This is a genomic window from Cytobacillus sp. SAFR-174, from assembly GCF_051964675.1.
Lineage (GTDB): Bacteria > Bacillota > Bacilli > Bacillales > Cytobacillaceae > Cytobacillus.
The window spans coordinates 1-23,320 of the sequence record NZ_JBQCMZ010000033.1; the positions used below are offsets into that span (position 1 = coordinate 1).

A 23,320-nucleotide genomic window follows, 5' to 3' on the forward strand; every position below is an offset into this window, starting at 1 on the left:
TTGTATTACTTCTATTGTAAAACAAAAAAGACTGAAGACAAGCACGATTTTAATCGAGTTTGTCGACAGTCTGAAAGGCAGCCTCTTTAGGCTGTCTTTTTTTGCATTATTATTCAATATAGTATGAACTTCCGCTCCATGTATGTATTCAATCATTCCTTGGAACATTAGTAATAGCTGCTCAAAATGAAAAACAACAGGTGATTTAAATGGAAATTAGAAAAGGAACAAAAGACGATTTGAAGGAAATAATGGAAATTGTCCAGAGGACGGTCAGTATTATGGAATCTGAGGGGAATGATCAATGGAACCGGACCTATCCCCGGAAGGAAGATTTTTTAGCTGATGTGGAAGCAGGCACTTTGCACACTGCCATCTTTGAAGGAAATGTCGCAGGTTCCATTACTGTCGATCAAATCCAGGCGGAGGAATATAAAAATGCCTCATGGAGAATAGATGAGCCCTGCTTTGTATTTCACCGTCTGGCCGTAGATCCTGAGATAAGAGGCGAGGGGATTGCGAGCAGGTTAATTGCATTTGCTGAAGATCATGCATTGAATAACGGTATATCGTATATGAGAACAGATACATACTCGCTGAATAAAAAAGCTCAAAGTTTATTTGAGAAAAATGGATATGTTAAAGCGGGTACAATCTTCATGGATCGGGAAAATCCTTTTTACTGCTATGATAAGCTGCTTGATTAAAGCTGCTCTTCATTCTTTACAATAATGGGTATTATTTCTTCCTCTTCGAATAAGATGGGTAGAGAAATGGAAAGTATCCCATTTTCAAATGAGGATTCTATCGAACATTTATCAACAGGCATAGGGAGGGTCAGAACTTTTTCAAAAGATCTGCTATGTCTTTCTTTCAGAAAATAGCGCAAGTGCTGCTGAAATGATGAACATTTTCCTTTAATAATTAGTTCATTTTGAACAAGAGATACTTTAATATCATTTTTGCTTATACCGGGGAGCTCTGCTTCAATTTTGATATTGCCATTGTTTTCATACATGTCACAGCGCGGAAAAATTTCCTGATTTGAAAGAAAATGATTTATTTTTTCCTGCTCCAGACCTGAAAAAGAAAGTTTTTTATTGTGATTGGAATCCCCAGGTGAAATAAGCGTTTCCCAGAAACCCTGATCCTGATAATGTGCGGTCATTTTGATTAAATCCTTCCATTTTTCCAGTTCCATAAGGAGGCCTCCTTTATAATATTTCCGTTACATCTATCTCTGAATATTGCATATCGACATTTTTAGGTATTTTTATCTCCATATAGCCCTCTTTGCAGCTGGCGGATGATCCTTTTTTCCTGACAATGGCAGGGAGGGTAATAATATGTTTATCGTCTTTTTCGGGAATATGCTCGATAATCATTTGGTTAGAAGTGTGGTAAAGCTTCATTTCTTTTAGCCATTCCTCGTTTTTTATTGGAAATCTCACAAAAACATAATCATGGGTTTCGAAGACGGATGAATTAAGTGGTGCAGAATAATTTGACTGTTGACTAGTTCCGGGGGCTGCAGCATTAAAGCCTTTCATAAAATCCGGTGCTCCAGTCATTCCCTGCATATTCTGAGGAAACATTTGCCCCATGATATTTTTAATATATTTATCAATTTCCTCCGGTTTCATTTGGCTGGGAGGATTCTTCATATCTTTATTAAACGGAAAAAGATTCCACGGGAACATCCTTCTCATCCTTTCCTTGCTAAACTGCCGCAACGGCTAATGATTCAATACTGAGTCATATATTCTATGCAGATAAACGCCTATCTGTTAATAATGGACTCTCTTGCTTGTCTGCTGAATCATGGGCGAAAGCTTCTTATTATTTGCATTAATACACTGTAATTACTACTATATTGATATCAATGTATATAAAATAATTAAATACTGAGGGGTAATTTTGTGAGAAATAAAGCAGCTTTAATCACGGGAGGGGCAACAGGGATCGGGAAAAGAACGGCGAATATGCTTGCCGCTAAAGGCATCGATCTGGTGATCAATTACCGTAGCAGTCAAGAGGAAGCTGTCTCATTGTGCAGGGAACTGACCGAAAAATTCGGCACTAAAAATATTGCTTTGCAGGGAGATATTTCTTTACCGGCGGACTGTATAAAGATGTCCGAAAAAGCTCTTAATGAATTTCAAGTCATCGACATAGTCATTCATAATGCCGGTCCTTATGTGCACGAAAGAAAAGAGATGCTGGATTATTCTTTTGAACAATGGAATTACCTTATTAATGGAAACTTAAATGCGGTCTTTTATTTATCCAAGTTGTTTATACCGAAAATGAGGGAAAATGGATGGGGAAGAATTATCACGATAGGCTTTGACCGTGTAGAATCAGCATCTGGGTGGATATACCGTTCTGCATTCGCGGCTGCAAAAACGGGGGCAGCGTCTTTAACGAAATCCATTGCACTTGAAGAGGCCGGTAACGGAATTACCGCAAATATGGTTTGTCCGGGAGATATTATCGGTGAATGGAAGGAAAGAAATATCGAAGAAGCTGCGAAGGTTCATGATCATGCATCACCAGTCGGAAGGCCGGGTACAGGTGAGGATATTGCCCGTGTAATCAGTTTTCTGACCGATGAAAAATCCGATTTTATTACAGGCGGCATAATCCCGGTTACTGGCGGAAAAGACGTCCTGGGGAAGATTTATCAGGAATGAAAGCGAAAGGCAGAAGAACCGTATTCTTCTGCCTTTTTATATTTACTTCGCTTCCATATATGCAGGGTATTTTCTGTTTTGCAGATAGATCAGCCGGCTTGTTAAAGTAATGGCCCCAGCTGCAAGTCCTGTAATTAAACCGATCCAATAACCATAGGCTCCCCAATCCGTATGATTGGCCAGGTAATAGCCAAACGGCAGTCCGATGATCCAATAAGAAATAAGCGACATAATGAAGGTGACATTCACGTCCTTATATCCGCGCAGCGCTCCCTGTACGGGTGCCTGAATGGCATCTGAAAGCTGAAAGAACATGGCATATATTAAAAATGCAGCTGTTAATTGCAATACATGGTCGTCTTTTGTATAAATCGATGCCACCTCTTTTGGGAAAGCCAAAAGAACAGCTGCACAAATTAATGCCATAAATACAGCAATGCCGACACCGATCCAGCTGTACTCTTTTGCATCCCTGAATCTCTTAGCCCCCGCTTCAAAGCCTACAACGATTGTTAATGCCATTGAAATGCTTAGCGGGATCATATAAAGAAGTGATGCGAAATTGAGGGCAATCTGGTGAGCTGCGATTACGGCTGTTTCAAATGTGCTCATTAATAAAGTAACTGCTGAAAAGATACTGGTTTCGAAAAAAATCGATAAGCCGATTGGGATCCCGATAAGAAGGATTTCCTTCCATTTGCCGATAGAAACAGCATGCATTCTTCTGAAAATTCCATAGTTCGAGAACGGGGAATTTTTATGAATAATATTAATCGAAATAACCATGATCAGCCAGTAAGTAATAGATGAAGCATAGCCTGCACCTGCTCCGCCGAGTTCCGGAAAACCTAATTTGCCATATATAAGTATATAGTTAAAAAAAGCATTGATTGGCAGTGTTAGAAGGGTGATGATCATACTGACTCTGGTCTTTCCAAGAGCATCAATAAACGATCTTAATACATTGTAGACAAACAGGGGAATCAACCCTGTGCTTAAGGCAGCAAGGTAGTTGAAAGCTGTATCCTCGACCCTGTTCTCGAGATTCATTCCACTTAAGATTGGATTTAAGGAGAGTGCTCCTCCTGCATAAACAATTACGGCCATAATGATGGACAGATAAACGCCCTGAATAACAGAAAAAGCAACTTCCTCACGCTGTTTTCCTGCTCCCACGAGGTGGGACACAATCGGGGTAACAGCAAGGAGTATTCCGCTGAGCCCGGTGAATACAGGAACCCATAGAGAAGATCCAATCGCTACACCTGCCAGGTCCTGTGAATCATAGCGGCCGGTCATTAAAGTATCAATAAATGTCATGGAGTACATAGCCAGCTGGGTTACTAGTATTGGAACTAAAATAACCAGCAGCTGATGCAGTTTTTGTTTTTTGCTGTATGTCTGATTCATAAATCTTTCCTCTTCCTATAATGTGACTAGAGAATTATATCATACTAAAGAGAAGCCGGCCCCAAGCAGGTCTTTTATTCAGTATAGTGAGTCCTTAATAAATGTTTCAATTATGTGAACTTTTGCATAACGGGAATAAAAATCCTTCAATCGGCGAGTATAAATAGTAAAAACAGCCATTTCCAAAACACGGCTGAAGGAGGCAGAAAGATGAGCTTCAATATAAATAGGATTAATCCCAATCAGACACAAGTTTCATTTGTGGACGGGCGTTTTGAAACTCTTACCAATGAAGAGCTGGATGAATTGCTGTCCCATTACGGAATAAGAGAAAAAACAGATGAACCGGAAACCAATATTATTAATTGAAAAAATAAAAAGCACTTGCTCTATGCAAGTGCTTAGCGTTTTTATTACTTATAGAGTATATACTTTTGTACTTCGAGAGCTGTCTAGCTCCAGCGCCTACCCCCTCGAGGTGTCGGGGGTGGGCAAGGCGCTTCCGCTTTTCTTTAAGCCTCCAATAATTGGGACGATTCTTGGACTGCTGCTCCATGACGCATTACATGAAGAGTATATAAATCTTTTGGGATCTCATACAGATTGTAAATATCACCATTTGCATTCAGCTGATCATACACAGACTTTCTCGTTTCATTTGCAAGAATGACATAAGGTAGCTTTTCTGCAGCTTTTTGCGAGCGGATATTTTCCTTGCGGATCCTCATAAAAATGGTTTCTATGCCTGTTTCAAAAAAGAGCTCTTCAAAGAAAGCATCTTTTGCTAATTTGTTATACCCCTTGCCATGATAAGGTTTGCCAAGCCATGTGCCGAGAAAGCCGGCATTGTCCTGGATGTCATACAAATTAATCGTCCCAATCGGAGAGCCCCATTCATCAAGAATTGTGCGTGAAATTAATTCACCGCGCTCTTCGGATTCGATTGTCTGCTTTGTAATAAATATAAACTCATCATAACAATTGGCTTTTTGGCGAACAAAAGGGAAGACATCAGGGTGCGTCATTAAATCAAATAAAGCATGGCAGTCGTGAAGATCACGTTTCTTGAGCATAGGTTATCCCTCCAATTGAGGGCAGTCCTACTCCATGCCAAATAGAGCCTTCGGTCCACCCTCGAAATTTTTTATTATGCTGCTAAAAAATTTCGGGGTGGGAATCGAACCCACTAGAACCAGATAACTGGTGGCGCACCATTTGCCTTCCCTATTACTATCGTTTCCGATATTTGATTGTCTGTCATATAGGAAGCAAAAATTTCACTTCACTTTAGGTATAATACTAAAAAAATTTCAAAAAGGAAATAGGTTTTTTGATTATTTTTTTTGCGATTTTATGTCAAATATCACCAGCAATATTCGACACCGTTCTATGACTCCCTGTACACAAAATTTCCGCCTGACATTGTCCATTTTGGCTTGGCTAGAAAGTGAAATGGATGATGATTCCATAGAACTAAATCAGCATCTTTTCCTTCCTCTATGCTTCCAAGCTGATGATCGATTCTGAGGTTTCTTGCCGGCAAAATGGTGATTCCTTCTAGGGCTTTTTGCTCGGAAAGGCCTTCCCGGACTGCAATAGCTGCACACATATTCAAATATTGCACAGGTGTGTATGGATGATCTGTAGTGATGGAGACTTCCACTCCATGCTCTGTCAGCTGCTGATACGTTTTCCAGGTTTTATTTTTCAGTTCCACTTTCGATCTTCTTGTTAGCGTAGGCCCCACTGATACCTTTAAATTTAAGCCTTCCAATTCGTCTGCAATTAAATGGCCTTCTGTGCAATGTTCGATTCGAAGATCGAGATTGAATTCTTCTGCAAAGCGGATGGCAGAAATAATATCATCTGCCCTGTGTGCATGTATTCTGACGGGAATTTCTCTTTTGAGCGCCCTGACAAGCGGTGCAAATCTTAGAGAGTCGGGATTATCGCAATGTAAAGCCTCATAAAAGGCTTCCCTCAGCATTCCCATTATCCCCATTCTTGTTATGGAATCCTTGTTGCCATGACTATGAATCCTCTTTGGATTTTCACCTAGGGCAATTTTAAGGCCGGCTGTTTCCTGGATAATCATCTTGCTGATGTTTTTCCCGGATGTCTTAATAACAGAGGTTGTTCCTCCAATTACATTGGCGCTTCCCGGCATGATGTGGGCAGTTGTTATGCCATATTTCACTGCATCATAAAAGGCGGGATCAAGAGGATATACACCATCCATCGCTCTAATATGCGGGCTTAAGGGTTCAATTGTTTCGTTGGCATCATTGCCTGCCCATCCGGTGCCTTCATCATAAAGACCCAGATGAGTATGGACATCAATGAAGCCCGGAAACAGGTGGTGGCTATGGCAGTCTATAATTTTTACATTGGAATCAGACTTTAAGTTCTTGCCCATCTTTAGTATTTTTCCGTTTTCTACTAGTACATCCCCATGGAAGGAGGGGGATGTCACAGGATATATGACTGCATTTTTTAATAAAATTTTCATCTATATCGTCCTTTGAACCTAAGTATTTGCTTTATTTTACAAAAATGAATCGAAAGTGTGAAGAATTTTCTCAACATCTTTAGCTCAAATAAAAAAAGTGTAAAATTGGAATTCTACACTTTTGGTAAATTTTCTAAGTTAACTTTTCCTCTTCATATAAAACAAGTAAATAGCGCCGGAGACCAAAGCAATAACAATGATCGGCAAGATAAATGGTTTTGCATATTCTTTGATGTCTCTCCAGTGATCACCAAGCTCCATCCCCAATAATAGAAAGAGAACCGTCCAAGGCACCATAGCTGCTAGTGTATAAACAGTAAAGACCGATAAAGGCATTTTGGCTATTCCGGCTGGGATTGAAATGGCATGCCGTATTACAGGTATAAATCTGGCCGTGAAAATTACTCCAGTCCCATACTTTTCGAACCATTTCTCTGATTTATCCAAATGCTTTTTTTGAATCAAAAGATATTTTCCATATTTGTCAAGAACAGGCCGTCCGCCATACGCGCCCAGCCAATAAAGAAACAGTTGGGCAAGTGTTCCGCCTGCAATCCCTGCAAGGAGGGCCCCTAGAAAATGGATATCCCCGGTACTTACTAAAAAGCCGCCATAGCTCAGAACAATTTCGCTTGGGATCACTTCAACCATTAACCCAAGTGCAATGCCGGCATAACCAAGCTGGGATAGCAGTCCAAAAATGCCGGCAATTATTTCATCCATTCTAATACCTCCCCTTTAAAATGTTCCGGTCATTTGCAGGATTATAATTGAGAACCCTAAAATCCAAACGTAGACAGCAAATATCTTCAGGGATTTTCTTTTTAGAAAATTAATCATCCACACGACTGCTGCATAACCGAAAATTGCTGATGACAATGTCGCCATTAACATGCTGCCAAGGGTTATGGCTTCTGTGTGACCGGACATCAATTCGCCAAATTGCATGACAATGCCGCCAGCGATGGCAGGTATGGATAACAGGAATGAAAAATAGGCAGCTGTTTCCCTGTCAAGCTTCCTGAAGAGGCCTGCTGCAATGGTTAAGCCGGATCTTGAAACTGCCGGAAAAATGGCAGCAGCCTGAAAGGTGCCGATAAACAAGGCATCTCCGTACGTGATGCTGTCCATTTTTTTTGCGCCTTTCTTAACACCATCTGCAATCCAGAGTATGAACCCTGTAAATAGAAATTCCCAGCCGATTGTAACACCGGATTTCGAAATTGAATCGAACATGTCACTCAGCAGGAGTCCCACGATTACGGCCGGAATCGTCCCGACTATCAGAAGCATCGATAGCTTGCCGAAGGGCTTCTTAATAATTTGAAGCAATTCATTTTTGTATACGACAAGGACTGCCAGTAAAGTTCCTATGTGCAGCATTGTATCAAGGAAGAGGCCTGCTTCATCAAGGCCAAATAGATGTCTCCCCAAATATAAATGTCCAGTACTGGAAATAGGCAGGAACTCGGTAAGCCCCTGGATGATTCCCAGAATGAAAGCCTCCAGCTTTGACATCATCTGTATATCACCTTCCTAGGCAGGTTTAAGAATAGGCACAGGTAGATGCGCAATGCCTGTCTTTAACATGTGTATTCAAGTTGTCCCAATCGAGAACAGGAAATTAAGGCTGCAGAGGGAATATAAAAAAATATAAAAATACATGAAACCTTTTACAGTGAATATCGTAAATAATATAAAAGAAACATCATTTATATTTGAGGTTAGCCTAGGAGGAAACAGGATGAATGATTATAAAATGCCTTCCAATGATGAAAGGCTTATAGCAGCAGCAATCTATGTAACCAGCTTTTTTACCGTTTTTGTCGGACCGCTGATCATTTGGCTATTGAAAAAGAATGACTCGGAGTTTGTAGATTACCATGGAAAGGAATATTTGAATTTTTTAATTTCCTATTCAATCTACAGCGCAATCAGCGTAGTGCTAATGATCATATTAATTGGGGTCATTACGATTTGGATCGTGGGAATCCTTGCTTTTATCTTTACAGTAGTAGCTGCTGTCAAAGCATATGAAGGAAAGGAATACAGAATACCTTTAGTTTTCAGGATATTAAAATGATGAACACAGTCCAGGGCTTGTTGCCGCTGGGCTTTTTTTAATGGATAATAAAGGTCGCGGGGTGATGTGATGAATAGACTTGATAACAAACAAAGGCTGCTCAAGCTTATGGATATTTTGAGAGAGCAGACAGATGAAGAAAATGAATATACACTGGACGATATAACTGAATGCTTTAAAAAGGAATATGGACCGGATGTGAAATTAAACAAAAATTCATTGAGAGACGATATTGAACATCTGATTGAAGCTAAATTTGATATTACCATTAACCAGGAAAAAGAGGGAATGCCAAAGTTCTACAGCCATCAATACCGTCTATTCGAGCTTTATGAATTGCGCATGCTGATTGATGCCGTTGCTTCTGCACGATTCATCACAAAAGATGAGACAAGACAGCTGATCCGGAAAATTAAAAAGCTGACAAGCATTCATCATGCCAAAAAGCTCCATAATGAAATATTGATCGATTCCTCTGTGAAAAGTGAAAGTAAACTGGTTCGGCTGGCTATCAATGACTTGCATGAAGCCATTTCCGAGCGGAGAATCGTCACATTTCAATATGGAAGATATAATCTCAACAAGGAATTTGTTTTAAGCCATAATGGAGGGCAATACAGGGTCAAACCGCTGGCGCTCACATGGGTAAATGACTTTTATTATTTAATAGCCTACTATTTTGCCAAAGAAGAAATCCGCCATTATCGGATTGACCGTCTACGCAATGTTCATATAACGGAAGAACAATTCGCATATGAACCCTTTGATGTATCCAAGTATGTGAGTTCAACCTTTCATATGTATGCCGGATCTGAAGAGTGGATAAAAATCCGATTCCACAACGATTTGATCAACGTGATAATTGATAAATTTGGGCGGGATGCAGACATAAGAAAACTGGATGAGAACCATTTCGTTTTATCAGCAAAAGCCATTGTGAGTGATGGACTTGTCAAATGGCTCCTCAACTGGGGTAATCAGGCCAAGGTGCTTTCACCATCCTCACTTATTGATCAGGTAACAAACGAAATCAAAAATATGATGGCTGTGTATGAAAAAGAAATGGATTAATCTCAGCTATTAAACTTATAGACACTCCAATAGTGGGGTGTCTTTTCATTAGAAAAATAGTTGAAATCCCTATGAACGATTTTTGTACTTAAACGTCATATGAATGACAGTACAATAAGGGAGGACATCGAAATGGAAATTTTAGAGAGCATTAACTGGGCAATTCTTGCACCCATTGTCATTATTCAGCTAATATTGATGGCCGTTGCGATTATTGATCTCGTAAAAATAGAAAAAGCAAATGGCCCGAAATGGGTATGGGCTCTCGTCATTTTATTTATTAATCTGCTAGGGCCAATCATTTACTTTATTTTCGGAAGGAGAAGCTGAATATGCCGGTTGTAAGCATAACAAATCTTAAAAAGAAGTTTAAGGATCAGGAGGTAATAAAAGGTCTGGATTTTCAATTATCTGAAGGAAAATGTATTGCCCTGCTGGGAGCAAATGGAGCAGGAAAAACAACTACACTTAAGATGCTTGCCGGCCTGGTGAAGCCGGATTCCGGCACGATTGTGTATGAAGGGGGAGAAAAAGCGGATTTTCGAAGATTAATAGGCTATCTTCCTCAATTTCCTGTTTTTTATGAATGGATGACAGGCAGGGAATTTCTTGAATACGCAGGTCAGCTTGCAGGACTTCCCAAAGCAGAAGCAAAAGACAGAGCAGCGGAGCTTCTTAAACTTACCGGTATATCCGAAGCTAAAAACCGCCGGATTGGAAAATACTCAGGAGGTATGAAGCAGCGGCTTGGCATTGCTCAGGCGATCATTCACCGCCCCAAGCTTGTCATGCTCGATGAACCGGTTTCAGCGCTTGATCCATTTGGACGCAGGGAAGTGCTGGAGCTGTTGAACAGGCTGAAAAAAGAAACGACAATTCTGTTTTCCACCCATATTCTAAATGATGCAGAAGAAATATGTGATGAAATTTTATTCCTCCATGGTGGTGAATTGATTGAATCCGGGACATTGGCAGAGCTTAGAACCAGGCATCAGCAGGCTAAGATTGACCTGGTTTTTAAAACGAATACTGGTGAATATGCTGAAGAGATATCTCTGCTTCCGCCTGTTTCTTCAATGGAAGTGAATGGAGATAGGGCAAGCTTTTTGGTGAAGAATATTGAGGATGCCAGGAATTTATTTCTAGCTGAAATTGCGAAACAGAAATGGCCGCTGGTTAAGTTTGAAATCAGCAGAACGAGCCTTGAGGATGTTTTCATGAAGGTGGTGAAAAAATGAAGCAATGGGTAACATTATTAAAAAAAGAGATGCTCGAGCTGGCCAGAAACTTCAAATGGATCTGGGTGCCGTTAACTTTTATTTTGATAGCTGTAAAAGAGCCTCTGACCTTATATTATTTGCCTCAAATTGTTGATTCACTTGGCGGGCTGCCTGAAGGGGCGGTCATCGAGCTTCCTGTTCCTTCAGCCGGTGAAGCGCTTGCTGCAAGTCTTAGTCAGTTCAATACGCTTGGTGTGCTTATTATTGTTTTAATTACAATGGGAAGCATTGCCGGTGAAAGGAAAAGCGGTGTTGCAGAACTAATCCTGGTAAAACCCGTATCGTACGCCGGTTTTGTAACAGCTAAGTGGACCAGTTTGATGATACTCATATGGTTATCATATTTTCTGGGTTACTTCCTCTCCTGGTACTATGTGGGCATATTATTTGAATTTATTCCTTTCGCGGATTTTCTTCAATCCTTCTTTGTTTATGGTATCTGGCTTACCCTTATAATCACTATAGTCATCCTCTTCAATACCTTTGTGAAATCGCCTGGGGCAGTTGGATTTATCTCAATTGGCATTATAGTCATAGTAACTTTATTGAGCACTTCGCTTTCTCATCTGCTGGAGTGGAGTCCGGCCCTTCTGTCTGCTTATACAAATACTTTTATCATGGGCGGTAACTTCCCTGATGAATTATTGCCGAGTATCATTGTTTCTGTAATTGCCATTACGTTTTCCATACTTGCATCCATTGCGATATTTAAACGAAGGGAACTTGCCTGATTTCATGCAAGTTCCTTCCTTTTGGGCATATTTGTATATCGGAGTGTGCTATTTTGGTAGTATGGCTTTAAAAGATAGAAAGGAAGATGAAAGGTGATCAGTGAAACGGGCCTGGTGCTTGAAGGCGGAGGAATGCGTGGAGTGTATACAGCAGGTGTTCTCGAATATTTTCTTGAACAGGACCTCAGCTTTCCTTATGTTATTGGTGTTTCTGCAGGGGCATGCAATGCCGCTTCTTATTTGTCCAAACAAAAGGGCAGAAACAAAATTGTAAACGTGGATTATGTAACAGATCCGCGATATATCTCATGGCGGAATTTCTTTAAATCGCGTCAGTTTTTCGGAATGGATTTTATTTTTGATGAAATACCGAATAAGCTTGTCCCGTATCACTACGAAGAGTTTTATAAAAACCAGTCTGAATTTGTAATTGGAACAACAGATTGCCATACAGGAAAGCCTGTTTATTTCAATAGAAAAGACTATGGGAAAGATGTGCTGAAGGTTTTAAAAGCATCCAGTTCCCTGCCTTTTATTGCACCTGAGGTCGCTTTTAATAATAGGGTCCTCCTTGATGGAGGAATCAGCGATCCCATACCAATCAAAAAAGCACAGCAGGATGGATTCAATAAAAATATAGTAATCCTGACAAGAAACCGGGGCTATTCCAAAAAGCCATCTAAATTTGCTTTTATGGTAAAAAGGAAATATCCCCATTATACCGGGCTGCAAAAAGCACTGTCAGAACGGTACCTGACCTATAACGAGACCCTTCGCTATGTAGAGCAGGAAGAAAAGAAGGGGACAGTTCTTGTCGTCCAGCCGCAGGAGCCATTAACAGTGGGTCGGATGGAACGGAATCCTCAAAAATTGGAAAAGTTATATCTCCAGGGATATGATGATGCAAGAAAATCATTTGATAGAATCAATCAATTCTAACCGTATCTATCAGGGTGCGGGGATATGTCGTATAACAAAAATTGCCGGTATCCTTAATTTGAATAAAATGAAAAAAATGCAGTTAATGCGCTAAAATAATTCTATCAATCAGGCTGGCGGAAACTTTCCATCAGCTTTATTTTTTGAGTGAATTATAAAGAGCTCCCAATAATTAAATCCTCTCATAATTCATTTTTATTGGACCTGATTAATAGAATATAGAGAGAATTAAATAATGCAGGGGAGACTTACTGATGAATATCCAGCACTATTACCAGAAAACAGCTGACATCTCTTTGAATGCAAGCCTTACAGCACTTATGCCCCCAACTTTCTTTCTATTGTTATTCTTTAACAAATTTCCGGGGGCTATTTTCATTGTTATTTTAATCCCTTTTGTTATTTATAGTTTTTTGTGTCATCAAATGTATCTGCTGAATAAACAAAGGGCAGCCGAGGCAGCTGCAAGTAATTATTACTATAAAGGACAAGCCCCACTATCGTTTTTAGAGCAGTCAAGTGTGCTGATCGCTTTTTTGCCGGCTCCTTCTCTCAGAATGGTTATTTTTGATCCCGAAGGAATGTTGATAGGTGAAATCAGAGATATGAAAATGCGGAAGCTTCGCTGGTTCCTTCCTTATTTTATTGACCGATTCTTTCCAAAAAGGCTGGGAATATATGACCATACTGAAAATCTTGAGGCATCAATCATCATCCGTAAAAAGGGAATCGAAATCTTGTCATCAGATGGCCGCTGCAGGGAAATAATCGAATCTAAAAAGGATGGAAACACTCTGCTGTTTCAGAATGGAGATATGCAGTATGCCCTTCCTAAAACCTTTTTACACACAGATCTGCAGGTTTTGGATGATCAATCGAATAGAATTGCACGTCTTCGCAAAGGGTGGATGCCCTTTGAGTGGGGAAAGCGCTTTAAGGATCCAAACACACCTGTCCTATCCTTCAATATTAGTCTGGATGCAAAAGAAAAGTGCAGAATTTATGCCATTTTTGCGGCACTGTTTCTTTATCGCAATCATTAAAGCCATGTGCACATTTATAGATTCTGCATTCCCCATATAGTATGATAAATTCAGCTTAAGTATAGGGAAATCAGTTTAGAGGTGTTGGAATGAAAAAGTTTTTACTGGCAGCTGCAGTTATTGTCCTTTTACTGTTCATTGTTGACAAGACCATTCTTAAGGAAAAGGGAGTAGTAGAGCAAGCTGGACAAATGCAAAAATACGATAAAATTGATGATCCTGAGGATTTGCCTATTGGTTTGGAGAAAGGCAGCCTTGCTCCAGATTTTGAACTTACAGATATGGAAGGAAATCCAGTGAAACTCAGTGACTACAGAGGCAAATCTGTACTTCTGAATTTTTGGGCAAGCTGGTGTCCTCCATGCCGCGCTGAAATGCCGCATATGGAGAAGCTGTATAAAAAGTACAAAGATAAAAAATTCGATATTCTTGCCGTAAATCTAACAAACACTGAAAAGAATAACGGAGACGCTGAGAAGTTCGTGAAAGAGCTGGGTCTGACTTTTACAATCCCTATGGATGTAAAAGGCACTGTTGGTGCGGATTATAATATTATGGCCTATCCTACTAGCTATTTTATTGACTCTGATGGAGTTATTAGAGAAAAAGTTTTGGGAGCCTTAAATGAAGAATATATGGAGAAGGAAATCAAAAAGCTTCCATAAACAAACCGGAGAGCCTTATTAGCTCTCCGGTTTTATATCTGCAATCATATCCTGGTGAAGTCGATTAACGATTACCCTTTTTCTGTATAGCATAATGCCGGCTTCTGCAATATCATTAACGGCAGAGCGATTTATGAATGCCCCGAAAAGCAATCCGGCAATAGGAATCATTTGAAATAGTTTTTTCCAGCCTATTTGGTCCCTGTAAGAAAACACAACCTCTCTCCAGCCTTGAAGCTCAGAAACGACTTCCCTCTTCGGTCCTTCTTCTTTAGAACCAAACATGGTAAGCTGCTGCAGAATAGCTTTTTTTCCAACAATATCACTGGAAACGAATTGAAGGATTTTGACGATGAACATTCTTTCATTTTTATCTGCAGGATCGAAGCCGTAGCAAATCGCAATATCCTGCAGTGTTTTTAATTGAATGCCGAGGAGAAGGGGGATATCAATGGTCAGGGTGAAAATCCCTCCGACTCCTGTTCCCGCACCCTGCAATGCAGCGGTTCTTTTTCGGTTTGAGGTTAGCTTTTCCGCGGCTTCATCCATCTTAACTATAGGCAGGGCTTCTACATCCTTCAGGGTATGTATATTCTGTCCAGGATAATAATTCTTTAAAGCTGCTGCTGAACTTAAATATCTTCCTCCTGATTGAATATACGTGCCAAGCTCATCAAGAATCACTCCAACCTTTTTTTGTATGAACTCCGGTGTGAATCTATCAATAAGTTTGAAAGGAAGCCTCCCGAGCTTCTCCCAAAACCACAAATCACCTTGGTCTTTTTCCCATTCTTCGCATTTCTTTAATTCATTTATAAGCTGTTCTTTCGGTTCAATCATTAGTACCGCCCTTTCTTTCCTTCTTCTATATTTTAAGTATACGGCTGGTTAAAGCAAAAGTTTCAAATCTGTGATAACCAATTCTCTTTGTATATTCCGGCTATTCATGGTAAGATTCTTTTAATAGAATAGGATTTCCTTCGGGGCAGGGTGAAATTCCCAACCGGCGGTGATGAGGGTATGCCCTCTTAGTCCGTGACCCGGTTTTATTAGCAGAGATAGGTGCTTAATAATAGCGGTGGATTTGGTGAAATTCCAAAGCCGACAGTGAAAGTCTGGATGGGAGAAGGAATGAGTATAGTAACGCGTTTAAAATTTCATTTTTTAAACGCTTATTTCGTCATGATTTTTTGCCCCGTTTCACCTTCTGGTGTACGGGGTTTTGCCGTTTCATATTTAATTTGGAGAAATTATAAAGGAAGGAGGACTCACATAATTTGAACCACCAGGAATATATGAAGTTAGCCATCAGTCTGGCAGCGGCAGCCAAAGGACAAACAAGTCCTAACCCGCAGGTGGGTGCGGTTGTTGTTAAAAATGGTGAAATTCTGGGGATGGGTGCTCACCTGAAAGCGGGAACTCCCCATGCAGAAGTCCATGCGATTGCTGCGGCTGGCGATGAGGTTAAAGGCGCTGATATTTATGTCACTCTTGAACCGTGCAGCCATTTTGGCAGGACTCCACCATGCGCAGACTTAATTATTAATTCAGGAATTAATAGGGTTTTTATTGCTTCTGCCGATCCAAATCCTCTGGTGTCAGGCAAAGGAATCCAAAGGATGCAGGATGCCGGTATTGACGTGGTGACCGGTTTATTGAAAGAGGAAGCAGATGCCTTAAACGAACCATTTTTCCATTTTATAAAAACAAAGACACCATACGTAACCATTAAAGCAGCTTCATCGTTTGATGGGAAAACAGCTGCAAAAACCGGTGACAGCAAATGGATTACCTCTCCAGAATCCAGGCAGGATGTACACCGTCTACGGCATGAACATGACGCAATACTTACAGGTGTAAATACGATCATTCACGATAATCCCCTTTTAACCGCCAGGCTGCCCCAAGGCGGAAAAAATCCCATTCGAGTTGTTTTAGATACAAATCTCAGAATTCCGGCAGACGCAAATGTCATCCGAGATCAGTCAGTTAAGACCATCATCTTTACCGGCTGTGAAATAGATTCGACAAAAGCAGAGGAAATAAGGAAGTATAAAACAGAAGTTTTTTCTTTTCCTGCTAATGAAGTGCCGATTAAAGAAGTATTAAAAAACTTAGGTGAAAGAAACATCATGACTTTATTTGTTGAAGGCGGGTCTGAGATCCATGCTTCATTTATTAAAGAAGGTTTCTTTCAGCAGATGATCCTCTATATGGCTCCTAAAATTATTGGAGGCAATAAGGCGATTCCATTTATTGGCGGGGATGGTGCCGACTATGTAATAGACTCCCCTGTACTGGAATTCACAGAAATCAAAAGGATTGGCGGAGACCTTCGAATAACCGCAAAACCGCTGAGGGAGGCCAGGCAATAATGTTTACAGGAATTATTGAGGAGCTTGGAACCGTAAAAAAAGTAGTCCAGCAAGGCAAGGCGATGAAACTGACGATTCAGGCCTCCAAAGTTTTATCAGATGTCCAATTGGGGGACAGCATTTCGGTAAATGGCGTGTGTCTCACGGTTACGGAATTTGCAAAAAATGAATTTTCAGCAGATGTCATGCCTGAAACGTTCAAAAGTACTTCGCTTTCAGCCATTAAAGAACGAACAAAAGTCAATTTGGAAAGGGCGATGTCGGCAAATGGCCGTTTTGGCGGGCACTTTGTGACAGGGCATGTGGATGGTACAGGTCAGATCCTCAAAAAGACATCGAGTGAAAATGCTATTTATATACAAATATCTGTGCCGGCTGCCTTAAGCCATTTGCTTATTATGAAAGGTTCTGTCGCTGTGGATGGGATTTCCCTGACTGTATTCGGCAATGAAGACAATACCGTTACCGTCTCGATCATTCCCCACACAGCGAGTGAAACGGTACTAGGGTTCAAAACAGTTGGAGACATTGTCAATCTCGAGTTTGACATGCTTGCCAAATACCTATATTCCTTCATGAACAGGCAGCAGCAGGAGAACACACCGCCTAAAGAAGGAATATCAGAAGGATTCCTTAAGGAGAATGGCTTTTTATAATTTGCAAAAGGAGGGGCAATAAACCATGTTCAGTGAAATAAATGAGGCTTTGGAAGATTTAAAAGCAGGAAAAGTCATCATTGTCTGTGATGATGAAGACAGGGAAAATGAAGGGGATTTCCTGGCAATCGCGGAATATGCGAAACCGGAAACCATCAACTTTATGGCCAAAGAAGGAAGAGGCCTGATTTGTACACCCATCACTGAGGAGCTGGCTGAAAAACTGGAACTGAATCCGATGGCAGAAGTCAATACTGACAGCCATGGAACAGCTTTCACAGTCAGTATTGATCATGTGAAAAGCACTACAGGCATAAGTGCTTTTGAGCGTGCTTTCACAATAAAAGAAATGCTCGAGGGTGACGCTAAGCCCTCAGATTTCTCCCGTCCGGGACATGTTTTTCCTTTAGTTGCAAAAAAAGGAGGAGTCCTTAGGAGGGCTGGCCATACTGAAGCGGCAGTTGACCTGGCTCGTCTTGCCGGTGCTGCACCTGCCGGGGTTATCTGTGAAATCATGAAAGATGATGGAACAATGGCGCGCGTAGATGACCTTGAAAAAGTGGCAGAAAAGTTTAACTTAAAAATGATCACGATTCAGCAATTGATCGAGTATCGACTGAAACATGACTCCATTGTAAAAAGAGAAGTGGAGATTCAGCTTCCAACAGAATTTGGAGATTTTAAAGCAGTAGGCTATACAAACACTGTTGATGGAAAAGACCATGTTGCTCTTGTAAAAGGAGAAATTGATGAAAATGAACCCGTATTGCTTCGTGTTCATTCTGAGTGCCTGACCGGAGATGTATTCGGGTCTAACCGCTGTGACTGCGGACCCCAGCTTGAAGCAGCACTTGCACAGATTGAGACAGAAGGCCGGGGAATTCTTTTATACATGAGACAGGAAGGACGCGGCATCGGCCTGATTAATAAATTGAAAGCCTATAAGCTTCAGGAAGAGGGATATGATACCGTTGAGGCAAATCATAAGCTCGGATTTAAGGACGATCTTCGCGACTATGGGGTAGGTGCACAAATCCTAAGGGATCTGGGGGTAAAAAAAATGCGCCTCCTAACCAATAATCCCCGCAAGATTGCAGGATTAGGAGGTTATGGCCTGGAGGTAGCCGAACGGGTTCCTCTTCAAATGCCTGCCAAATCTGAAAATGAGAATTACTTAAAAACAAAGAAAACGAAACTTGGGCATTTATTACAATTTTAAGGGAGCGATTTGAGATGAAAAAGGTAATCGAAGGACATTTAGTAGGAACAGGATTAAAAATGGCAATTGTCGTGTCGCGTTTTAATGAATTCATTACGGGCAAGCTTTTAAGCGGAGCGGAAGATGCACTTAAGCGCCATGGAGTGAGTGAAGAAGACGTGACAGTAGTATGGGTTCCTGGAGCATTCGAAATCCCGCTTGCAGCTAAAAAGCTATCCCAATCCGGAAAATATGATGCAGTTATTACACTTGGCACAGTAATCCGCGGAGCTACTCCACATTTTGATTATGTCAGCGGCGAAGTGGCAAAAGGAGTATCAGCGACAGCATTGCAGAGCGGTGTCCCTGTTATTTTCGGAGTTCTGACAACTGACACGATTGAACAGGCTATTGAGCGTGCTGGCACTAAAGCAGGAAACAAAGGATGGGAAGCAGCTGTTGGAGCTATTGAAATGGGCAATCTGTATAGACAGTTAACAGATGGTGAATAAAGGTTTCATATCTTATTAAGTATGGTTGTTGGAAAGATAGGGAGCGGCATATCAAATCGGCGTGAGAATTCACGCTGATTTTTTTAAAAATAAATATGAGCAGACGTCTGACCTTTCTATTGGCAGAATGAATTTTTTTTGATAAAATACTGCTTGTGGCTCACCCGTGTTTATATCTGCGGGGAGAGCGGGTAGGGAGAGGGCTAATTGAATAGATAGGTAGTATTTATGAATAAGTGGTTTAACCGGCTTTTTCAGCTGAATTCAAATGGAACAACTGTTAAAAGGGAGGTTATGGCTGGGGCAATCGGCTTTTTTACGATTGTTTATATTATTGCAGTTAACTCTCTAATTCTCTCTGAAGCAGGAATACCTTTGGAAGCAGCTATTTTTGCAACCATTATAACATCGGTTGTCGGCTGTTTGATTATGGGGTTTTGGGCAAATGTACCGATCCTCCTTGTGCCTGGAATGGGAATCAATGCTTTATTCTCCTATACTATGGTCCAGTCCATGGGCTTATCCTGGCAGGAAGCATTGGCTGTAGTATTCATATCCGGTCTGATCTTTGTTTTCGTGGCTTTTTCGCGATTTGCACAGACATTAAGTGAATCGATTCCAAATTCACTGAAAGAAGCGATCACAGTGGGACTGGGGCTTTTCCTGATGCTGATTGGACTTGAAAAAGGCGGTATCGTTGAAAAAGGGACGAACTCCATTATTGCTTTAGGTGAGCTTGGCGACCCGCAAGTGCTTGCAACCATCTTAACGTTCCTGCTGGCCATCATTTTATTCATGCGGAACGTACCTGGCAACTTTTTAATTACTGTTGTGGCAGGAACACTGATCGCATGGGCTTTTGGGCTGATAGATGTGCAGAAGACTGATGAAAAGTCGTTCGCACTCTCTGATTATATGGAAGTATTTGGGGCAATGTCATTTGATAACTTGCTTTCCGTCACTTTTTGGATTGCCATTTTTTCTTTGACAATGGTTCTGGTTTTTGAAAATATCGGATTAGTCCATGGTCATGTTGGTTTTATTAACAGGCCGGAACAGTTTAAGCGTGCTTTTCAGGCAAATTCTGTTTCAGCATTATTGTCCGGTATTTTTGGGACAAGCCCGACTGTTGCAACGGTTGAAAGTGCAGCAAGTATGGCTGCCGGGGGACGTACAGGATTGACAGCAGTTACAACCGGGATGCTGTTTGTGCTATCCGCATTCTTTATTCCTGTTATTAAGTTGATCCCCAACAGCGCGATTGCCCCTATTCTGATCATTATTGGCGGACTGATGCTTCAAAACATCCGCAATCTTGATTTAAAGGATATGAGCGAAAGCTTTCCGGCTATCTTTATCATTGCCATGATTCCGTTCACTTACAGTATTGCGGACGGCATTGCCATTGGATTTATTCTTTATCCAATCTTAAAGATTTCGATAGGCAAAGCAAAGGAAGTTTCATTTGCTTTATATGTAATAGCTGCTTTGTTTTTATTCAACTTTGTTTTTCATGTGATTAGTTAATATAGATAATGGGATGCCTTTATATGGGGCATCCTTTTTCTTTTTGTGGAAAACTGTTTTTCGCAAGGTTTGCTGCTTTATGTATATTCTTTGCTGAGTTGATTGGGGCGGAAATAAACGGACAACATTAATAGAAAAATACACTGCGAAAAAAGGAAAATTCTAAATAAAATAAAAAAATTCTATATATTCAACAAGTTTCGACACGCGTAATAACTAACCTGAGTTAGAATAGGTCTATAGTAATAGGCGTTTTCGGAGGTATGTCAATGGAAGTGTTTGTAGCAAGACAGCCGATTTTTAACTCTAAGGAAGAAGTGTTCGCTTATGAACTTCTCTATAGAAATAATCAGGTAAATGCATTCCCTGATATAGACGAAGATCAGGCTACGGCTGAGGTTATTATTAATAGTTTTTTAAATATCGGTATTGATCAGCTATCTGATGGAAAACCGTGCTTTATAAATTTCACGGAAAAATTGCTGAAGCTCAGGGTGCCTGCTTATTTCAGGCCTCGTGAAATTGTTGTCGAAATCCTTGAAACGGTGGAACCGAGCGCAGATCTTGTCAGGATATGCAGGGATTTAAAGGAGCTTGGCTATCAGATAGCATTGGATGATTATGTATTCAATCTAACCAATCCATTTGCAAGACAATTGCTGAAATATGCAGACATCATTAAGGTGGATTTTCTTAACACCCCAAAGGATATGCGGGAAAAAATAGAAATGCTTGTTAACCAGCTTAAAATAAAAACAGTGGCTGAAAAGGTTGAGACCAGAGAGGAATACGAGGAAGCCAAAAGCAAGGGATATGATTATTTTCAGGGTTACTTTTTTGCGAAGCCTGTTATTATGTCTACACATGATGTACCGGCATATTTTCAATCCTATTATGAGATGATTCAAAACCTGTCAAAAGAGGAGCCAAGTCTTGACCGCATAACCGAGTTAATAGAACGTGACATATCACTTTCTTATAAATTGCTGAGACTGATAAACTCACCGGCTTATCGTCCTAAGCAAAAGATAAATTCAATCCGGCAGGCCATCGTTCTCCTGGGTCTGATAGAACTTGAAAAATGGATCTATGTACTGGCAGTAAGGGAAAATATCGTTAAAAATTCTCAGATGGCTGAAGAGACCATCAGGTTATCAATGACTCGCGCGAAAATGTGTGAGGAAATTGGCAGACTTCAAACGGGAAAAAGCGTTTCGTCAAGCTATTTTATGACAGGAATGTTTTCATTAATGGATTCATTGCTTAATATCCCGATGAAGCAAATTCTTGATGAGCTTCCCCTGCAGGATAATATTTGTGAAGCCCTCCGCGGAGAAAATAATAATCTTAAAGAGATACTAGATCTTGCTGTTGCAGTAGAGAAAGCACAATGGAGCAGCATCAGTGAAATGTGCGAGAAGCTGAATGTTGATGAAAAAACTATTTTTAGGATCTATGCAGAAGCATTAGCCTGGTCCAATCAGCTGCTGAACCCTGAAAAGATCACAAACTAAGGCCGCAAGGTTTGTAGAACTATATTCTCCGAGTCTATATAATATAGAAAACAATTATTGAATAATAAAAGCTTTTATGGCACTCTTATCTATAAGTTGAGTTACTAATGGTCTGGAGGTATTACATTGAACATTGAATTATTGAAATGTCATGGATCAGGAAATGATTTCTTTATTATAGATGAGATTTCCAATACGTATCATTTTACAGAAAATAATCGCGCTGAGCTTGCGAGAGCCATATGCGACCGCAGCACTGAGCTGGGCTCCGATGGAATTCTTTTCGTATTAAAAAGCGAAAAAGCAGATGCCAGGATGCGTGTTTTTAATCCGGATGGATCTGAAGCCTCAATGTGCGGAAATGGATTGAGATGCGTTGCCCGTTATGTTTGTGAACTTCTTGGGCTGAAAGAAGCTATCATAGAGACCATGAAAGCTGATTTACAGGTGAAAAAGCAAGAAGACATCTTTGAGGACATTCCAACATACCTGGTTGAGATTTCACCTGTTTCATTTGACCTGAAGGATCTTCCTTTAGTTCTCGATAAAGATACTGTCATTAATGAAAAAGTCAGCGGAATATCAGAGGATTTGGATTTCACAGCCTTAGCAGTCCCTAATCCCCATTTTATTTCGATTGTGGAGAAGGAGCAAATAGCATCTGATCTGCAAAAAGATATCAGCGAATATTTGAACGGGCCGAATGAGTTTTTTCCTGATGGGGTAAATGTCAGCTTTGTGAAGCCATTAAAACAAGGGCAGATTTATGTACGAACATTTGAACGGGGAGTCGGGTTTACCAATGCCTGCGGTACGGCCATGTCCGCCTCGACACTTGTCACTTGCATGAATGGGCTGAATAAAATCGAAGAGCCTGTAGAGGTATATAATAATGGCGGAAAGGTGCGCTGTGTAGTCCATGAAGAGAACGGCAGGCAATCTATTGACTTAATTGGAAATGCCAGCTATGTTTACCGCTGTGAAGCAGATATCAACATGGAAAACCCTGCAGAGTTTTCACTTTCCCCTAAAGAGGAATATACTGGAGAAATTAAGCAGTATGCTAAACTTCAGGAATATGCTCAGGCAGTACTTAATGAATGGTTGTAGGATA

At 40.6% G+C, this 23,320-nt stretch carries 26 protein-coding genes and 1 riboswitch; of the genes, 18 read left to right on the top strand and 8 right to left on the bottom strand.

Annotated elements, in window-relative coordinates; all coding sequences use genetic code 11:
* Window positions 1-209: 209 nt before the first annotated feature.
* Complete coding sequence (locus ACTHRG_RS22230) at window positions 210-707, top strand: GNAT family N-acetyltransferase (protein ID WP_076262805.1); 498 nt, start codon at window positions 210-212, stop codon at window positions 705-707.
* Here ACTHRG_RS22230 and ACTHRG_RS22235 read toward each other — a convergent pair.
* On the bottom strand, window positions 704-1,201 hold the full coding sequence (locus ACTHRG_RS22235; protein WP_076262807.1) for an Hsp20/alpha crystallin family protein: 498 nt from the start codon (window positions 1,199-1,201) through the stop codon (window positions 704-706). The genes ACTHRG_RS22230 and ACTHRG_RS22235 overlap by 4 nt on opposite strands.
* Before the next feature lie 13 nt (window positions 1,202-1,214).
* Window positions 1,215-1,700, bottom strand: coding sequence for an Hsp20/alpha crystallin family protein (locus tag ACTHRG_RS22240; protein ID WP_076262810.1), 486 nt, complete (start codon window positions 1,698-1,700; stop codon window positions 1,215-1,217).
* A 219-nt stretch (window positions 1,701-1,919) separates the two neighbouring features.
* Between ACTHRG_RS22240 and ACTHRG_RS22245 the strand changes: the two genes are divergently transcribed.
* Entirely contained in the window at window positions 1,920-2,693 is a 774-nt protein-coding gene (locus tag ACTHRG_RS22245) for an SDR family oxidoreductase (RefSeq protein WP_076262813.1), read from the top strand.
* Window positions 2,694-2,735: 42 nt separating this feature from the next.
* Here the strand turns inward: ACTHRG_RS22245 and ACTHRG_RS22250 are convergent, their stop codons facing one another.
* On the bottom strand, window positions 2,736-4,103 hold the full coding sequence (locus ACTHRG_RS22250) for an MATE family efflux transporter (protein WP_076262816.1): 1,368 nt from the start codon (window positions 4,101-4,103) through the stop codon (window positions 2,736-2,738).
* A gap of 210 nt (window positions 4,104-4,313) precedes the next feature.
* Here ACTHRG_RS22250 and ACTHRG_RS22255 point away from each other — a divergent pair, with 210 nt between their 5' ends.
* Complete coding sequence (locus ACTHRG_RS22255; RefSeq protein WP_175609174.1) at window positions 4,314-4,472, top strand: hypothetical protein; 159 nt, start codon at window positions 4,314-4,316, stop codon at window positions 4,470-4,472.
* A gap of 143 nt (window positions 4,473-4,615) precedes the next feature.
* Here ACTHRG_RS22255 and ACTHRG_RS22260 read toward each other — a convergent pair whose 3' ends face one another.
* The 4 genes from ACTHRG_RS22260 to ACTHRG_RS22275 all read right to left on the bottom strand — a co-directional run bounded on the left by ACTHRG_RS22260 (window position 4,616) and on the right by ACTHRG_RS22275 (window position 8,130).
* The gene (locus ACTHRG_RS22260) at window positions 4,616-5,176 is read right to left on the bottom strand and encodes a GNAT family N-acetyltransferase (RefSeq protein WP_076262818.1); all 561 of its coding nucleotides are present in this window, start codon (window positions 5,174-5,176) and stop codon (window positions 4,616-4,618) included.
* 314 nt (window positions 5,177-5,490) lie between these two features.
* Complete coding sequence (locus tag ACTHRG_RS22265; RefSeq protein ID WP_440232071.1) at window positions 5,491-6,612, bottom strand: amidohydrolase; 1,122 nt, start codon at window positions 6,610-6,612, stop codon at window positions 5,491-5,493.
* Between the two features lie 138 nt (window positions 6,613-6,750).
* Complete coding sequence (locus tag ACTHRG_RS22270) at window positions 6,751-7,335, bottom strand: DedA family protein (RefSeq protein WP_076262822.1); 585 nt, start codon at window positions 7,333-7,335, stop codon at window positions 6,751-6,753.
* 15 nt (window positions 7,336-7,350) lie between these two features.
* Window positions 7,351-8,130 carry an undecaprenyl-diphosphate phosphatase gene (locus tag ACTHRG_RS22275; RefSeq protein WP_076262900.1) on the bottom strand — a complete coding sequence of 260 codons (780 nt, stop codon included), beginning with the start codon at window positions 8,128-8,130 and terminating at the stop codon, window positions 7,351-7,353.
* 226 nt (window positions 8,131-8,356) lie between these two features.
* Here ACTHRG_RS22275 and ACTHRG_RS22280 point away from each other — a divergent pair, with 226 nt between their 5' ends.
* The 8 genes from ACTHRG_RS22280 to ACTHRG_RS22315 all read left to right on the top strand — a co-directional run bounded on the left by ACTHRG_RS22280 (window position 8,357) and on the right by ACTHRG_RS22315 (window position 14,424).
* The gene (locus ACTHRG_RS22280) at window positions 8,357-8,695 is read left to right on the top strand and encodes a DUF4870 domain-containing protein (RefSeq protein WP_076262824.1); all 339 of its coding nucleotides are present in this window, start codon (window positions 8,357-8,359) and stop codon (window positions 8,693-8,695) included.
* A gap of 69 nt (window positions 8,696-8,764) precedes the next feature.
* Entirely contained in the window at window positions 8,765-9,766 is a 1,002-nt protein-coding gene (locus tag ACTHRG_RS22285) for a helix-turn-helix transcriptional regulator (protein ID WP_076262826.1), read from the top strand.
* A 132-nt stretch (window positions 9,767-9,898) separates the two neighbouring features.
* Window positions 9,899-10,096 (top strand): PLD nuclease N-terminal domain-containing protein, encoded by a 198-nt coding sequence (locus tag ACTHRG_RS22290; RefSeq protein ID WP_048011419.1) that lies wholly within the window; start codon window positions 9,899-9,901, stop codon window positions 10,094-10,096.
* Between the two features lie 2 nt (window positions 10,097-10,098).
* Window positions 10,099-11,004 carry an ABC transporter ATP-binding protein gene (locus tag ACTHRG_RS22295; RefSeq protein WP_076262828.1) on the top strand — a complete coding sequence of 302 codons (906 nt, stop codon included), beginning with the start codon at window positions 10,099-10,101 and terminating at the stop codon, window positions 11,002-11,004.
* On the top strand, window positions 11,001-11,777 hold the full coding sequence (locus ACTHRG_RS22300; RefSeq protein ID WP_076262830.1) for an ABC transporter permease: 777 nt from the start codon (window positions 11,001-11,003) through the stop codon (window positions 11,775-11,777). The genes ACTHRG_RS22295 and ACTHRG_RS22300 overlap by 4 nt, the downstream gene beginning before the upstream one ends.
* 93 nt (window positions 11,778-11,870) lie before the next feature.
* Window positions 11,871-12,716 (top strand): patatin-like phospholipase family protein, encoded by an 846-nt coding sequence (locus tag ACTHRG_RS22305; protein WP_076262832.1) that lies wholly within the window; start codon window positions 11,871-11,873, stop codon window positions 12,714-12,716.
* Window positions 12,717-12,970: 254 nt separating this feature from the next.
* Window positions 12,971-13,759: a hypothetical protein gene (locus ACTHRG_RS22310; RefSeq protein ID WP_076262835.1), complete on the top strand. Its 789-nt coding sequence runs from the start codon at window positions 12,971-12,973 to the stop codon at window positions 13,757-13,759.
* 89 nt (window positions 13,760-13,848) lie between these two features.
* Entirely contained in the window at window positions 13,849-14,424 is a 576-nt protein-coding gene (locus ACTHRG_RS22315; protein WP_076262837.1) for a TlpA disulfide reductase family protein, read from the top strand.
* A gap of 18 nt (window positions 14,425-14,442) precedes the next feature.
* Here ACTHRG_RS22315 and ACTHRG_RS22320 read toward each other — a convergent pair whose 3' ends face one another.
* Window positions 14,443-15,264 (bottom strand): EcsC family protein, encoded by an 822-nt coding sequence (locus ACTHRG_RS22320; protein WP_076262841.1) that lies wholly within the window; start codon window positions 15,262-15,264, stop codon window positions 14,443-14,445.
* 132 nt (window positions 15,265-15,396) lie between these two features.
* Window positions 15,397-15,559, top strand: a riboswitch (FMN riboswitch).
* A 142-nt stretch (window positions 15,560-15,701) separates the two neighbouring features.
* On the opposite strand from ACTHRG_RS22320, the gene ribD reads away from it, so the two are divergent.
* The 7 genes from ribD to dapF all read left to right on the top strand — a co-directional run bounded on the left by ribD (window position 15,702) and on the right by dapF (window position 23,316).
* Window positions 15,702-16,799, top strand: a complete 1,098-nt coding sequence (ribD, locus tag ACTHRG_RS22325; protein ID WP_076262843.1) for a bifunctional diaminohydroxyphosphoribosylaminopyrimidine deaminase/5-amino-6-(5-phosphoribosylamino)uracil reductase RibD — start codon at window positions 15,702-15,704, stop codon at window positions 16,797-16,799.
* On the top strand, window positions 16,799-17,455 hold the full coding sequence (ribE, locus tag ACTHRG_RS22330) for a riboflavin synthase (RefSeq protein WP_076262845.1): 657 nt from the start codon (window positions 16,799-16,801) through the stop codon (window positions 17,453-17,455). Before ribD ends, ribE begins: the two co-directional genes overlap by 1 nt.
* A gap of 25 nt (window positions 17,456-17,480) precedes the next feature.
* Window positions 17,481-18,674, top strand: coding sequence for a bifunctional 3,4-dihydroxy-2-butanone-4-phosphate synthase/GTP cyclohydrolase II (locus ACTHRG_RS22335; protein ID WP_076262847.1), 1,194 nt, complete (start codon window positions 17,481-17,483; stop codon window positions 18,672-18,674).
* Between the two features lie 14 nt (window positions 18,675-18,688).
* Window positions 18,689-19,165: a 6,7-dimethyl-8-ribityllumazine synthase gene (gene ribH / locus ACTHRG_RS22340; protein WP_076262849.1), complete on the top strand. Its 477-nt coding sequence runs from the start codon at window positions 18,689-18,691 to the stop codon at window positions 19,163-19,165.
* A gap of 228 nt (window positions 19,166-19,393) precedes the next feature.
* The gene (locus ACTHRG_RS22345; protein ID WP_076262851.1) at window positions 19,394-20,692 is read left to right on the top strand and encodes an NCS2 family permease; all 1,299 of its coding nucleotides are present in this window, start codon (window positions 19,394-19,396) and stop codon (window positions 20,690-20,692) included.
* Window positions 20,693-20,961: 269 nt separating this feature from the next.
* Window positions 20,962-22,206, top strand: coding sequence for an EAL and HDOD domain-containing protein (locus ACTHRG_RS22350; RefSeq protein ID WP_076262853.1), 1,245 nt, complete (start codon window positions 20,962-20,964; stop codon window positions 22,204-22,206).
* Between the two features lie 126 nt (window positions 22,207-22,332).
* Window positions 22,333-23,316: a diaminopimelate epimerase gene (gene dapF, locus ACTHRG_RS22355; protein ID WP_076262854.1), complete on the top strand. Its 984-nt coding sequence runs from the start codon at window positions 22,333-22,335 to the stop codon at window positions 23,314-23,316.
* The last annotated feature ends 4 nt before the right edge of the window (window positions 23,317-23,320 follow it).